Source organism: Streptomyces sp. L2, assembly GCF_004124325.1.
Classification (GTDB): Bacteria; Actinomycetota; Actinomycetes; order Streptomycetales; family Streptomycetaceae; genus Streptomyces.
Genome location: NZ_QBDT01000001.1, coordinates 6,124,268 through 6,137,810, shown reverse-complemented (window position 1 = coordinate 6,137,810; position 13,543 = coordinate 6,124,268). Strand labels below are relative to the sequence as shown.

12 protein-coding genes are annotated in these 13,543 nt (G+C 71.2%); 9 read left to right on the top strand and 3 right to left on the bottom strand.

Annotated elements, in window-relative coordinates; translation table 11 throughout:
- The first annotated feature begins 199 nt into the window (after positions 1-199).
- The 3 genes from DBP14_RS27410 to DBP14_RS27400 all read left to right on the top strand — a co-directional run bounded on the left by DBP14_RS27410 (position 200) and on the right by DBP14_RS27400 (position 3,069).
- On the top strand, positions 200-1,123 hold the full coding sequence (locus DBP14_RS27410) for an ABC transporter ATP-binding protein (RefSeq protein WP_129309775.1): 924 nt from the start codon (positions 200-202) through the stop codon (positions 1,121-1,123).
- 88 nt (positions 1,124-1,211) lie between these two features.
- Positions 1,212-1,985 (top strand): ABC transporter permease, encoded by a 774-nt coding sequence (locus DBP14_RS27405; RefSeq protein WP_129309774.1) that lies wholly within the window; start codon positions 1,212-1,214, stop codon positions 1,983-1,985.
- A 70-nt stretch (positions 1,986-2,055) separates the two neighbouring features.
- Entirely contained in the window at positions 2,056-3,069 is a 1,014-nt protein-coding gene (locus tag DBP14_RS27400; RefSeq protein WP_129309773.1) for a COX15/CtaA family protein, read from the top strand.
- A gap of 12 nt (positions 3,070-3,081) precedes the next feature.
- On the opposite strand, the gene DBP14_RS27395 is transcribed toward DBP14_RS27400, so the two are convergent.
- The 3 genes from DBP14_RS27395 to DBP14_RS27385 form a co-directional block, all read right to left on the bottom strand.
- Positions 3,082-4,194: an amidohydrolase family protein gene (locus tag DBP14_RS27395; RefSeq protein ID WP_129309772.1), complete on the bottom strand. Its 1,113-nt coding sequence runs from the start codon at positions 4,192-4,194 to the stop codon at positions 3,082-3,084.
- Between the two features lie 173 nt (positions 4,195-4,367).
- Entirely contained in the window at positions 4,368-4,688 is a 321-nt protein-coding gene (locus tag DBP14_RS27390; protein ID WP_129309771.1) for a hypothetical protein, read from the bottom strand.
- An 81-nt stretch (positions 4,689-4,769) separates the two neighbouring features.
- Complete coding sequence (locus DBP14_RS27385) at positions 4,770-5,726, bottom strand: heme o synthase (RefSeq protein ID WP_164992417.1); 957 nt, start codon at positions 5,724-5,726, stop codon at positions 4,770-4,772.
- Between the two features lie 425 nt (positions 5,727-6,151).
- On the opposite strand from DBP14_RS27385, the gene tkt reads away from it, so the two are divergent.
- The 6 genes from tkt (at position 6,152) to DBP14_RS27350 (ending at position 13,436) form a co-directional block, all read left to right on the top strand.
- Positions 6,152-8,239, top strand: a complete 2,088-nt coding sequence (gene tkt / locus DBP14_RS27375; RefSeq protein WP_129309770.1) for a transketolase — start codon at positions 6,152-6,154, stop codon at positions 8,237-8,239.
- A 33-nt stretch (positions 8,240-8,272) separates the two neighbouring features.
- Positions 8,273-9,391, top strand: a complete 1,119-nt coding sequence (gene tal, locus DBP14_RS27370) for a transaldolase (protein ID WP_129309769.1) — start codon at positions 8,273-8,275, stop codon at positions 9,389-9,391.
- Between the two features lies 1 nt (position 9,392).
- Positions 9,393-10,931 carry a glucose-6-phosphate dehydrogenase gene (gene zwf / locus DBP14_RS27365; protein WP_129309768.1) on the top strand — a complete coding sequence of 513 codons (1,539 nt, stop codon included), beginning with the start codon at positions 9,393-9,395 and terminating at the stop codon, positions 10,929-10,931.
- Positions 10,928-12,013 carry a glucose-6-phosphate dehydrogenase assembly protein OpcA gene (gene opcA, locus DBP14_RS27360; RefSeq protein ID WP_129309767.1) on the top strand — a complete coding sequence of 362 codons (1,086 nt, stop codon included), beginning with the start codon at positions 10,928-10,930 and terminating at the stop codon, positions 12,011-12,013. Before zwf ends, opcA begins: the two co-directional genes overlap by 4 nt.
- On the top strand, positions 12,010-12,792 hold the full coding sequence (pgl, locus tag DBP14_RS27355; protein ID WP_129309766.1) for a 6-phosphogluconolactonase: 783 nt from the start codon (positions 12,010-12,012) through the stop codon (positions 12,790-12,792). The genes opcA and pgl overlap by 4 nt, the downstream gene beginning before the upstream one ends.
- 146 nt (positions 12,793-12,938) lie before the next feature.
- A complete protein-coding gene (locus tag DBP14_RS27350) occupies positions 12,939-13,436 on the top strand; it encodes a lamin tail domain-containing protein (protein WP_129309765.1) in 498 nt (165 codons plus the stop codon).
- Positions 13,437-13,543 lie beyond the last annotated feature (107 nt).

The window sequence follows — 13,543 nt, the reverse complement described above, 5'->3', positions numbered from 1 at the left end:
CCGACGCCGGCATGGCAGCGCACCGCAGACCGCCTTCGCCACGGTCGGCCCCCGCGCGCGGACCGTCACCGATGATCACGCTCCGTGGCCGACGCGGTGGGCTACGCCGAACGGTGGCTTTCGGTGCACCGGACCCGTGCGGAGGGCTTTCCGGCCCCGGCCGCATGAGATCCACTGCCGCTCCCTAGACTCTGGGGCCATGCGAAGTGAGCCCGTGGTCCAGGTCCAGGCCCTGGTGAAGCGGTACGGCACGAAGACCGCCGTGGACGGCCTCGACCTGGTCGCCGAGCCGGGCGTGACCGCCGTACTCGGTCCCAACGGGGCGGGGAAGACGACCACGGTCGAGACCTGCGGGGGGTACCGGAGGCCGGATGCCGGCACGGTGCGCGTCCTGGGCCTCGACCCGGTCCGGCAGTCCGCCGAGCTGCGTCCCCGTATCGGGGTGATGCTCCAGTCGGGAGGGGTGTACTCCGGCGCGAGAGCCGACGAGATGCTGCGGCACGTGGCCAAGCTGCACGCGCACCCGCTCGACGTGGACGCCCTGATCGAACGGCTCGGACTCGACTCCTGCGGCCGGACCGGCTACCGGCGGCTGTCCGGCGGCCAGCAGCAGCGCCTCGCCCTCGCCATGGCCGTGGTGGGCCGTCCCGAGCTGGTCTTCCTCGACGAGCCGACCGCCGGCCTCGACCCGCAGGCCCGCCGGGCCACCTGGGACCTGGTCCGGGACCTGCGCGCCGACGGCGTCTCCGTGATCCTCACCACGCACCACATGGACGAGGCCGAGCAGCTCGCCGACGACGTGGCGATCATCGACGGCGGCCGGGTCATCGCCCAGGGCTCGCCCGAGGAGCTGTGCAAGGGCGGCGCAGAGAACACCCTGCGCTTCACCGGCCGCCCCGGCCTCGACGTGGCCTCCCTGCTGAAGGCGCTCCCCGCCGACTGCACGGCCGCCGAGCTGACGCCGGGCGCCTACCGGGTCGTCGGCAAGGTCGACCCGCAACTGCTGGCGACCGTGACCTCGTGGTGCGCCCAGCACGGGGTGATGCCCGACCGGATCTCGGTCGAACGCCACACCCTGGAGGACGTCTTCCTGGAGCTGACCGGCAAGGAGCTGCGCTCATGATCCCGCCCCGCACTGACATCGGCCGGGGGTCCGGGGGTTGTCCCCCGGGAAAGCACAGCCTGGAGCTGACCGGCAAGGAGCTGCGCTCATGACCACCGTGCCGGGTACGTACACCCCGAAGCCGGGCGCGGCGCCCCTGACCCGCATGATCGGGGCGCAGGCGGCGCTGGAGACGAAGATGCTGCTGCGCAACGGCGAGCAGCTGCTGCTGACCGTCGTGATCCCGACGCTGCTGCTGGTGCTGTTCAGCTCCGTCGACATCGTCGACACCGGCGCCGGCAAGTCCGTCGACTTCCTGGCACCCGGCATCCTGGCCCTCGCCGTGATGTCGACGGCGTTCACCGGCCAGGCCATCGCGACCGGCTTCGAGCGGCGCTACGGCGTGCTGAAGCGGCTCGCCTCCTCCCCGCTGCCCCGCTGGGGCCTGATGACCGCGAAGACGGCGTCCGTGCTGGTCACCGAGGTGCTCCAGGTGATCATGCTGGTGGTGATCGCGTACGCCCTGGGCTGGTCGCCGCACGGCAACCCGTTCGCCGTACTGCTGCTGATGGTCCTCGGCACGGCCGCCTTCTCGGGCCTCGGCCTGCTGATGGCCGGCACGCTGAAGGCGGAGGCGACGCTGGCCGCCGCCAACCTGGTCTTCCTGCTGCTGCTCGTCGGCGGCGGCGTCATCGTCCCGCTGGAGAAGTTCGGCTCGGCCGGACAGCACGTACTCGGGCTGCTGCCGATCTCGGCGCTGTCGGACGGCCTGCGGGACGTGCTCCAGCACGGGGCCGGGATGCCCTGGGGCGACCTGGGGATCCTCGCCGTCTGGGCGGTCGTGGCCCTGGCCGCGGCCGGGAAGTTCTTCCGCTGGGAGTGAGGGCCCGATGAACCAGCCCACGAAGGCCGCGCCCGACCCTCGTGAAAGCGTGCACAAGCCGCGGCCTACCATGGTGGGCGTGCCAAAGCTGACCCCCGCCGACGCCGTAGCGGCCGTGCGCAACCCGCTCGCCTTCATCGCAGACCGCTGGACCCCCGGGCCCCGGACGGTCCAGCGCGCGGCGCTCGCCGCCCTCGTCATGGCGGTCGTCATCGTCGTCACCGGCGGTGCCGTACGGCTGACCGGTTCGGGCCTCGGCTGCCCGACCTGGCCCGAGTGCACCACCGGTTCGCTGACGCCGACGAACGCGCTCACGTACCACAGCGCCATCGAGTTCGGTAACCGCATGCTGACGTACGTGCTGTGCGCCGCCGTCGGCTGGGCGATCATCGCCGCGCGGTCCGAGAAGCCGTACCGGCGCGCTCTGACCCGGCTGGGCTGGGCGCAGTTCTGGCTGGTGATGGGCAACGCGGTCCTCGGCGGCATCGTGGTGCTCGTGGGCCTCAACCCGTACACCGTCGCGGCCCACTTCCTGCTGGCGTCGGCGCTGATCGTGGTCGCCGTGGTGATGTGGCAGCGCACCCGCGAGGGTGACGCGCCGCCCCGCCCGCTGGTCGGCAAGGCGGTGCAGCAGCTGGTGTGGTTCCTCGTGACCGCGTCCCTGCTGCTGATCGCCGTCGGCACGGTCGTGACCGGGGCCGGCCCGCACGCGGGTGACTCCAGCGAGGTCAAGCGCATCCCGATCGACTGGGAGACGGTGGCCAAGCTGCACGCCGTGCTCGCGTGGATCGTCGTCACGCTCACCTTCGCCCTGTGGTTCGTCCTGAAGGCCGTGGACGCGCCGAAGGGGCCGCTGTCGCGGACCCGGGACCTGTTCGTCGTCCTGCTCTGCCAGGGCGTCATCGGCTACGTCCAGTACTTCACGCACCTGCCCGAACTGCTGGTCGGCCTGCACATGCTCGGCTCCTGCCTGGTGTGGATCTACGTCGTACGCGTGCTGCTGGCGCTGCGGGAGCGCCCGGACGACGGGGCGCCGGCCCTGCCGGGTCCGTCGGCCGAGGTGACGGTCGGCACGCGCGCGTAGGCAGGCCACCGCTCAGGCGGCCTCCAGGCCGTACACCCGGCGCGCGTTGCCGGAGGCGATCAGTCCGGCCACCCGCTGGGCGTCGGTCAGCGACCAGGCGCCCTCGGCGACCCACGTGCCCAGCACCCGGCCGAGCGCCTCGCGGAACAGGTGCGCGCCGACGACGTGCAGTTCGGGCAGTCCGTGGGCGCCGCTGGAGAAGAGGATCTTGCCGAAGGGCGCCAGTTCCAGGATCTCGGCGAGGACGGTGGCCGCGCGGGCGCCGGTCCGCACGAGCGCGGCCCCGGAGTCGGCGTACACATGCGGGAAGACACCGGCCAGATGGGCGGCGTGACGGTGGTACGGGTAGCCGTGCAGCAGGATCAGATCGGTGCCGAGACCGGCCGTGGCCCGCACGAAGTCGGTCAGCAGCACCGGGTCCGTACGGTCGATGCGCGCGCCGGGCTCGCCGAGGCCCGCGTGCAGTTGCAGCGGCAGCCCCGAGGCGACCGCGATCCACAGCAGGTGCCGTAGCAGGACGGGGTCGGTCAGCTCACCGCCGACCCGGCGTCCGGCCAGCCAGCGGGCCGCCGCGCCCCGCACCTCCCCCGGCCCGGGCGGCTCCGGCACGACGGCCAGGCCGTGCCGCAGGCCGGCGACGGAGGTGAAGGCGACGGCGGTCGCGGCGGCCCCGTGCACCGACTCGGCGAGGTTGGCGAGGAACGACTCGACGGTCCCGGAGGTGTCGGCGACCTGTTCCGCGAGCTGTTCGAGCCGCACGATCTCATGGGCGCGGGCCGCTCCGGCGGAGGCCAGCTCGGCCGGGCCGACGAGGTCGCCGGGCAGGCCGGTGTCGACCAGGTACGTCGTGATCCCGCTGCCGCGCAGCAGCCTGCGGCCCGCTTCCGGGGTGCCCAGTTCGCGGCGCCGGGCCAGATAGCGGGCCGGCGGGCAGTGGGGTTCCAGGCCGAGGAGGGGCGGGCACCAGCGGCGCACGGCGAAGCCGGTCTGCGTGTCGAAGAGGGTGGTTCCGGGGGCCGGGGGGCCCTCCGTGCGGGCGAGTTGGGCCTCGAAGGTGCCCAGGCCCAGCTCGGTGCGGAGCACTCCGTGGCAGTACTGGTCCACGAGGGACGGCGTTTCGATCATCCGGGGCTCCCGTTGGACGCGCTGTGCTGCTTACACGTCCTAACGGGTGAATGGGACTCAGGTGGCGGCAGCCGACCAAAGGGGCGCGGGACCGCATCAATATGCGGCTCCGCCGCGCGGGCGCGACAAGCCACGACGGACCCGCGGTCGGCACACCACCGAAACCGCCCGAGCTAACCGCCGAGCTGGATGCCCGCCATCCTCTTCCACTCGTACGACCCCGTCTTCACCTTCGCCGCGAATTCGCCGTCGAAGTCCTCGTGGACCGTGATGCCGGCCTTTGCCAGGGCCTGCTGGGCGATGGTGGTGGTGGGGGCGACGAGGTTGCCCCAGGTGCCGTCCTCGCCGACGAGGGCGATGCGGGCGCCGCGGTCGCCGAGGTACGCGACCTGGCCCTCGGCCCCTCCGTGGGCCTTGGCGAAGGAGCCGATCTGCTGGGCCAGCCGGGCCGCCTTGCGCTCGGCCTTGGGGTCAACCTGCTGCGTGTCTGCCATGAACAGGATGCTACTCACGGGTAGATCACCTGGCGAGGCCAGGGCGGTGTGACGTATGCCCGCCCAGGACCGGGCCGGGGCTCAGCGCAGGAAGGGGTCGACGGCGACCGCGACGAAGAGGATCGATACGTAGGTGATCGACCAGTGGAAGAGCCGCATCTCCTTCAGCTTCGCGCCGGTCACCTCGGCCTTCGCCCGGTTCTGCAGGCCGTGCGCCTCCCAGAGCCAGAAGCCGCCGGCGGCGAGGGCGACCAGGGTGTAGAACCAGCCGGTGTAGCCGAGCGGGGTCAGCAGCAGCGACACGGCGACCATGACCCAGCTGTAGATCACGATCTGCTTGGCCACCACCTTGTTGGAGGCGACGACCGGCAGCATCGGCACGCCCACGCGCGCGTAGTCGTCCTTGACCTTCATGGACAGCGGCCAGTAGTGGGGCGGCGTCCAGAAGAACATGACGAGGAAGAGGATGACCGGCGCCCACGACATCGAGTTGGTGACGGACGACCAGCCGATGAGGACCGGGAGGCAGCCGGCGATGCCGCCCCACACGATGTTCTGCGAGGTGCGCCGCTTGAGGATCATCGTGTAGACGACGACGTAGAAGAGGAGCGCGCCGAGGGAGAGCCAGGCGCTCAGCCAGTTGACGGTGAGGCCGAACAGCAGGGTCGAGACGACCGCGAGGGTGATGCCGAAGGCGAGGCACTCGCGCGGGCTGACCATGCCGGTGACCAGCGGGCGCTGCGAGGTGCGGTCCATCAGGGCGTCGATGTCCCGGTCGATGTACATGTTCAGCGCGTTGGCGCCGCCCGCGGAGAGATAGCCGCCGAGGCAGGTGAGCAGGACCAGCTTGAGGTCCGGCACGCCCTGCTGGGCCAGGAACATCACCGGAACGGTGGTGATGAGCAGCAGCTCGATGATCCGCGGCTTGGTCAGCGCCACGAACGCCTTGACACGGGCCCCGAACGGCCGGTGAACCGGGCCCTGGCTCGTACCAGCGAGCACGCCCGCAGGACGGGATTCGACGGCCGTCACGCACACCCCTGACAGAGACTCCCAGCGAGCCCCCCCTGTGAAGTCCCGGTCGGGGCTCGCGCGTACCACGCCACTTTAGACGTTGCCCATACCTCGGCCTTCGCGGGGGTGGCTCGTGTTGGAGGGGGCTGCGGGAGACAGTGTGGAAGGAGGCGTGGAAGGGGGCGCGAAAGGTGCCGTCCGACGTGCGCGGTCGGGCTCGATTGAGCGGTCAGATGAGCGGCTCCGTATTCATGTGCCGAATGCGTTGTCGGCCAGTCGGGAGGCGGATCGTGAAGAGTCCCGGCAGTCTGGAATGACTCGAAAAAACGCACGTCCTCACGAGGGTAGGCTCGACAGCGGCCGGTGGGCAGAAGCACACCGGCCGGCCGGGGGTGGGCGCGTGCCCCGCGGACCGGCGACCGACATGTGGAGAGGAGCCCTGACCCAGGGTGAGCACCAAGCCGACCACCACAGACCTTGAGTGGACCGAGCTGGACCAGCGGGCCGTGGACACCGCCCGCGTTTTGGCCGCAGACGCCGTACAGAAGGTCGGCAACGGCCATCCCGGTACGGCGATGAGCCTGGCTCCGGCCGCCTACACCCTCTTCCAGAAGGTGATGCGGCACGACCCGGCCGACCCGGAGTGGGTGGCCCGGGACCGTTTCGTGCTGTCCGCCGGCCACTCGTCCCTGACCCTCTACACGCAGCTGTTCCTGGCCGGTTTCGGCCTGGAGCTGGACGACCTGAAGTCCTTCCGCACCTGGGGTTCGAAGACCCCCGGCCACCCGGAGTACGGGCACACCAAGGGTGTGGAGACCACCACGGGCCCGCTGGGCCAGGGTGTGGCCAACGCGGTGGGCATGGCGATGGCCGCCCGCTACGAGCGCGGTCTGTTCGACCCGGAGGCCGCCGAGGGCGCCTCCCCGTTCGACCACTTCGTGTTCTGCATCGCCGGTGACGGCTGCCTTCAGGAGGGCATCTCCGCGGAGGCGTCCTCGCTGGCCGGGCACCAGAAGCTGGGCAACCTGGTCCTGCTGTGGGACGACAACCACATCTCGATCGAGGGCGACACCGAGACGGCCGTGTCCGAGGACACGGTGAAGCGGTACGAGGCTTACGGCTGGCACGTGCAGCGGGTGCAGCCCAAGGCGGACGGCGACTTGGACCCGCAGGCGATCTACGCGGCGATCCAGGAGGCGAAGGCGGTCACCGACCGGCCCTCCTTCATCGCGATGCGTTCGATCATCGCCTGGCCGGCGCCGCACGCGCAGAACACCGAGGCCGCGCACGGCTCGGCACTGGGCGAGGAGGAGGTCGCGGCCACCAAGCGCGTCCTGGGCTTCGATCCGGAGAAGTCCTTCGAGGTGGAGGACGACGTCCTCAAGCACACCCGGCAGGCCCTGGAGCGCGGCCGTGAGGCGAAGGCCGAGTGGGAGAAGTCGTTCCGGCTGTGGCGGGAGAACAACGCCGAGCGCGCCGCCGACTTCGACCGGATCAGCGCCGGCGAGCTGCCCGAGGGATGGGAGGACAAGCTCCCGGTGTTCGAGGCGGGCAAGTCGGTCGCCACGCGTGCCGCGTCCGGCAAGGTGCTGCAGGCCCTCGGCGCCATCGTCCCGGAGCTGTGGGGCGGCTCGGCCGACCTGGCCGGGTCGAACAACACGACCATCGACAAGGACAGCTCGTTCCTCCCCGCGGACAACCCGCTGCCGGAGGCGAACCCGTACGGGCGCACGGTCCACTTCGGTATCCGTGAGCACTCCATGGCCGCGGAGATGAACGGCATCGCGCTGCACGGCCACACCCGGATCTACGGCGGTACGTTCCTCGTCTTCTCCGACTACATGCGCAACGCGGTGCGTCTGTCGGCGCTGATGCACCTGCCGGTCACGTACGTGTGGACGCACGACTCGATCGGCCTCGGCGAGGACGGCCCCACCCACCAGCCGGTGGAGCACCTCGCGTCGCTGCGCGCGATCCCGGGTCTGAACGTGGTCCGCCCGGCGGACGCCAACGAGACCGCGATCGCCTGGCGCGAAATCCTGGGGCGTTACACCAAGGAGTTCGGCAAGGGCGCCCCGCACGGTCTGGCGCTCACCCGCCAGGGCGTGCCGGCCTACGAGCCGAACGACGACGCCGCCCGCGGCGGGTATGTGCTGTTCGAGGCCGAGGGCGGCGAGCCCGAGGTGATCCTGATCGCCACCGGGTCCGAGGTGCACGTGGCCGTCGGGGCGCGCGAGCAGCTGCAGGCCGACGGGGTGCCGACCCGGGTCGTCTCGATGCCGTCGGTGGAGTGGTTCGAGGAGCAGGAGCAGGGGTACCGGGACTCGGTGCTGCCCCCGTCGGTGAAGGCCCGCGTCGCCGTCGAGGCCGGCATCGGACTCACCTGGCACAAGTACGTCGGGGACGCCGGCCGCATCGTCTCCCTGGAGCACTTCGGTGCGTCCGCGGACGGCAAGGTCCTCTTTAGCGAGTTCGGTTTCACGCCCGAGAACGTGGCCGCCAAGGCCCGGGAATCCCTGGCCGACGCCCAGCGCTGACGCTCATATACGACACGTAGGAGATGTAATTCCATGACAGACGCACTCAAGCGCCTCTCCGAGGAGGGCGTCGCGATCTGGCTGGACGACCTGTCGCGCAAGCGGATCACGTCCGGCAACCTCGCCGAGCTGATCGACCAGCAGCACGTCGTGGGCGTCACCACGAACCCGACGATCTTCCAGAAGGCGATCTCGCACGGCGACGGCTACGAGCAGCAGGTCTCCGACCTCGCCGCCCGCCGGGTCACCGTCGAAGAGGCCATCCGCATGATCACCACGGCGGACGTCCGCGACGCCGCCGACATCCTGCGCCCGGTGTTCGACGCCACCGACGGCCAGGACGGCCGGGTCTCCATCGAGGTCGACCCGTGCCTGGCGCACAACACGGACGCGACCGTCGCCGAGGCCAAGCAGCTGGCCTGGCTGGTCGACCGCCCCAACGCGCTGATCAAGATCCCGGCCACCGAGGCCGGCCTGCCGGCGATCAGCCGGACCATCAGCCACGGCATCAGCGTCAACGTCACGCTGATCTTCTCCCTGCAGCGCTACCGCGCGGTCATGGACGCCTACCTGACCGGCCTGGAGAAGGCCAAGGAGCGCGGCCTGGACCTCTCCAGGATCCACTCCGTGGCGTCCTTCTTCGTGTCCCGCGTGGACACCGAGGTCGACAAGCGCCTGGACGCGCTGGGCACCGACGAGGCCAAGGCGCTGCGGGGCAAGGCCGCCATCGCCAACGCGCGCCTCGCCTACCAGGCGTACGAGGAGGTGTTCTCCTCCGACCGGTGGAACGCGCTGGAGAACGCGGGCGCCAACAAGCAGCGTCCGCTGTGGGCGTCGACCGGCGTGAAGGACCCGGCGTACCCGGACACGATGTACGTCACCGACCTGGTCGCGCCGAACACGGTCAACACCATGCCGGAGGCCACGCTGGAGGCCACCGAGGACCACGGTGAGATCACCGGCGACACGGTCACCGGGACGTACGAGCAGGCGCGCGCCGACCTCGACGCGGTCGAGAAGCTCGGCATCGCCTACGACGACGTCGTGAAGGTCCTGGAGGACGAGGGCGTGGAGAAGTTCGAGGCGTCCTGGGAGGACCTGCTGAAGTCGACCGAGGCGGAGCTCAAGCGCCTCGCTCCCTCGGAGGGCTGAGTTGTCACCTCTCGCAGGTTCCGGAGCGAACCCGCTCCGTGATCCCGCCGACCGACGGCTCCCGCGCATCGCGGGGCCGTCGGGTCTGGTGATCTTCGGGGTCACGGGCGACCTGTCCCGCAAGAAGCTGATGCCCGCGGTGTACGACCTCGCCAACCGGGGCCTGCTGCCGCCGGGCTTCGCGCTGGTGGGCTTCGCCCGCCGCGAGTGGGAGCACGAGGACTTCGCCGCCGAGGTCCACGACGCCGTCAAGGCGCATTCCCGTACGCCGTTCCGGGAGGAGGTCTGGCAGCAGCTCATCCAGGGGATGCGCTTCGTCCAGGGCACCTTCGACGACGACGACGCCTTCGAGCGGCTGCGCGGCACCATCGAGGAGCTGGACAAGGCGCAGGGCACGGGCGGCAACTTCGCCTTCTACCTGTCGGTGCCGCCGCGTTCCTTCCCGGTGGTCATCCAGCAGCTGAAGAAGCACGGGCTGGCCGACCAGCAGGGCGGTTCCTGGCGGCGCGCGGTCATCGAGAAGCCGTTCGGGCACGACCTGAAGTCGGCCGAGGAACTCAACCGGGTCGTGCACGAGGTGTTCACCTCCGACCAGGTGTTCCGCATCGACCACTACCTCGGCAAGGAGACCGTCCAGAACATCCTGGCGCTCCGCTTCGCCAACACGATGTTCGAGCCGATCTGGAACCGGTCCTTTGTGGACCACGTGCAGATCACCATGGCCGAGGACATCGGCATCGGCGGCCGGGCCGGTTACTACGACGGCATCGGCGCCGCCCGTGACGTCATCCAGAACCACCTGCTCCAGCTGCTCGCGCTCACCGCCATGGAGGAGCCCGCCTCCTTCGACGCGGACGCGCTGGCGGCGGAGAAGACCAAGGTGCTCGGGGCCGTGCGGCTGCCGAAGGACCTGGGACTGAGCACCGTGCGCGGGCAGTACGCGGCCGGCTGGCAGGGTGGCGAGAAGGTCATCGGCTACCTCGAAGAGGACGGTATCGACCCCAAGTCGAAGACCGACACCTATGCGGCGATCAAGGTGGGCATCGACAACCGCCGCTGGGCGGGCGTGCCGTTCTACCTGCGCACCGGCAAGCGGCTCGGCCGCCGGGTCACCGAGATCGCGGTCGTCTTCCAGCGTGCCCCGCACTCCCCGTTCGATCACACGGCGACGGAGGAGCTGGGCTCGAACGCGGTCGTCATCCGGGTCCAGCCGGACGAGGGCATCACGGTCCGGTTCGGTTCGAAGGTGCCGGGCACCTCGATGGAGATCCGGGACGTGTCCATGGACTTCGCCTACGGCGAGTCGTTCACGGAGTCGAGCCCCGAGGCGTACGAGCGGCTGATCCTGGACGTGCTGCTGGGTGACGCGAACCTCTTCCCGCGTACCGAGGAGGTCGAGCTGTCCTGGAAGATCCTCGACCCGATCGAGCAGTTCTGGGACGGCAACGGGCGGCCCGCGCAGTACAAGTCGGGCACCTGGGGCCCGGCGGAGGCGGACGAGATGCTCGCACGAGAGGGACGGAGCTGGCGCCGGCCATGAAGATAGACCTGACCGACACCACGGCGGGGGCGATCAACAAGGCGCTCGTGCGGGGCCGCCGCGCCGTCGGCACCCCCGCCGTCGGCATGGTGCTCACCCTGGTCATCGTCACCGACGAGGAGAACGCCTACGACGCCCTGCGGGCCGCCAACGACGCCTCGCGCGAGCACCCTTCGCGCACGCTGGTGGTCATCAAGCGCGTGTCGCGCACCCTGCGCGACCGCACCTCGTCCCGGCTGGACGCCGAGGTGCGGGTGGGCGCCGACGCGGGCACCGGTGAGACGGTCGTGCTGCGGCTGTACGGCGAGGCGGTGGGGCACGCCGACTCGGTGGTGCTGCCGCTGCTGCTGCCGGACGCGCCGGTGGTGGTGTGGTGGCCGGTGAACGCGCCGCTGGACCCGGCGAAGGACCCCCTCGGCGCGCTCGCCCAGCGCCGGGTCACCGACTCCTACGCCGCCGAGCAGCCGGTGCGGGAGCTGTCCGCCCGCGCCGACGCCTACACGCCCGGCGACACCGACCTGTCCTGGACCCGGATCACGCCCTGGCGTTCGATGCTGGCGGCGGCCCTGGACCAGGTGACGTGCGAGGTCACGGCCGTCGAGGTGGAGGGCGAGGAGTTCAACCCGAGCTGCGAGCTGCTGGCGATGTGGCTCGCGGACCGGCTGGCCGTGCCCGTGAAGCGGTCGCCGTCGGCGGGGCCGGGCCTGACCGCCGTACGGATGGACACGGACCGCGGGCCGATCGTGCTGGACCGCGCGGACGGTTCGCTGGCCACGCTCGCCATCGAGGGCCAGCCGGCCCGCGCGGTGGCGCTCAAGCGGCGCGAGACCGCCGAGCTGATCGCGGAGGAGCTGCGCCGGCTGGACCCGGACGACACCTACGCCTCGGCGCTGCGGTACGGCGTGGACCGGCTCACCGGCGTGACCCCGGAGGGTCCGGCCGCCGAGGCGGAGGCGGGCCGGGTGGACCCCGGGCCCGGCGCCGAGCCCGAGCCGGTCGAGGAGGCCGCGAAGGCCCCCGCGAAGAAGGCGGCCTCCCGGACCGCCAAGAAGGTCCCGGCGCGGAAGGCGGGCGCGAAGTGAGCACCCCTCAGCTGGTCGTGCACCGCGACAAGGAGCTGATGGCCCAGGCCGCGGCGGCCCGTCTGATCACGAAGATCGTGGACGCGCAGGCCTCGCGGGGCCACGCGTCCGTGGTCCTCACCGGCGGCCGCAACGGCAACGGGCTGCTCGCCGCGCTGGCCGCCGCCCCGGCCCGGGACGCCGTGGACTGGTCCCGTCTTGACCTGTGGTGGGGCGACGAGCGGTTCCTGCCCGAGGGCGATCCGGAGCGCAATGTCACGCAGGCCCGCGAGGCCCTGCTGGACGCCGTGCCGCTGGACCCGGCGCGGGTGCACGCCATGCCCGCCTCCGACGGGCCGTACGGCAGTGACGCGGGCGCGGCGGCCGAGGCCTACGCGGCGGAGCTGGCCAAGGCCGCGGGGCCCGAGAACCACGGCGCGGTCCCGGCGTTCGACGTGCTGATGCTGGGCGTCGGCCCGGACACCCACGTGGCCTCGCTCTTCCCGGAGCTGCCGGCCGTCCGGGAGACGGAGCGCACGGTGGTGGGCGTGCACGGCGCGCCGAAGCCGCCGCCGACCCGGATCTCGCTGACCCTGCCGGCGATCCGTTCCGCCCGTGAGGTGTGGCTGCTGGCGGCCGGCGAGGACAAGGCGCGGGCCGCGGCCATCGCCCTGTCGGGCGCGGGCGAGATCCAGGCGCCGGCGGCCGGCGCGTACGGCCGCTCCCGCACCCTGTGGCTGCTGGACGCGGCGGCGGCCTCGCAGTTGCCGCGTTCGCTGTATCCTCCGGCGTCGCCGTGAGGCGCGCCCTCTGAAGCACGAGGGGCGGCGGGAACCACCGGGTTCCCGCCGCCCCTCCTTCACGTTTCCCGCACATACCGGCCACATCTCCCCCACCGGTCGTATAAGCTCCGAGCGCTCCATTCGCACCACTGAGGGGGGACCTCATGCGTATACGCACCGCACTCGCCGCCACCGCCGCGGCCGGCACTCTCGCCGTCCTGGCCGCCGCCCCGGCCCAGGCCACCGAGTACTCCTCCGCCCTGAAGATCAAGGGCGTCCAGTACAACGCGCCCGGGACGGACTCCAACAGCTGCACCCACGGCAACACCAGGAACGAGTACCTGACGATCAAGAACTACTCGCACACGGCGACCGTGAACCTGAAGGGCTACGTGGTCCGGGACGCCACCAGCACCAACAAGTACACGTTCGTCCACAACCACTACCTCCAGCCCGGTGACTACGTGGTGCTGCGCGGCGGCCACGGCACCGAGTCGGACGCGAAGAACGTCGCCTACCGCCAGAACTGCAACTTCATCTGGAACAACGACAAGGACACGATCCGCCTCTACAAGCCCTCCGGCGCCCACGCGGACACCCACTCGTACACCGCGTCCCACAACGACCGCGACGGCAACGGCTACATCACGTTCCACGGCTGAGGCAGGATTCAGCCCGTCCGGCGTCTGAGGACGAGGCCGAAGGCCGATCGGGGTCCCAGGGGCGGAGCCCCTGAAGGACGGGAAGGGTAGGGGCGGCGGGGGCGAGA

Excerpts from the sequence above, each read along its gene's own strand:
- DBP14_RS27410 (WP_129309775.1), top strand. The coding sequence starts at position 200 with ATGCGAAGTGAGCCCGTGGTCCAGGTCCAGGCCCTGGTGAAGCGGTAC.
- DBP14_RS27405 (WP_129309774.1), top strand. The coding sequence starts at position 1,212 with ATGACCACCGTGCCGGGTACGTACACCCCGAAGCCGGGCGCGGCGCCC.
- DBP14_RS27400 (WP_129309773.1), top strand. The coding sequence starts at position 2,056 with ATGGTGGGCGTGCCAAAGCTGACCCCCGCCGACGCCGTAGCGGCCGTG.
- DBP14_RS27395 (WP_129309772.1), bottom strand. The coding sequence starts at position 4,194 with ATGATCGAAACGCCGTCCCTCGTGGACCAGTACTGCCACGGAGTGCTC.
- DBP14_RS27390 (WP_129309771.1), bottom strand. The coding sequence starts at position 4,688 with ATGGCAGACACGCAGCAGGTTGACCCCAAGGCCGAGCGCAAGGCGGCC.
- tal (WP_129309769.1), top strand. The coding sequence starts at position 8,273 with ATGACAGACGCACTCAAGCGCCTCTCCGAGGAGGGCGTCGCGATCTGG.
- opcA (WP_129309767.1), top strand. The coding sequence starts at position 10,928 with ATGAAGATAGACCTGACCGACACCACGGCGGGGGCGATCAACAAGGCG.
- DBP14_RS27350 (WP_129309765.1), top strand. The coding sequence starts at position 12,939 with ATGCGTATACGCACCGCACTCGCCGCCACCGCCGCGGCCGGCACTCTC.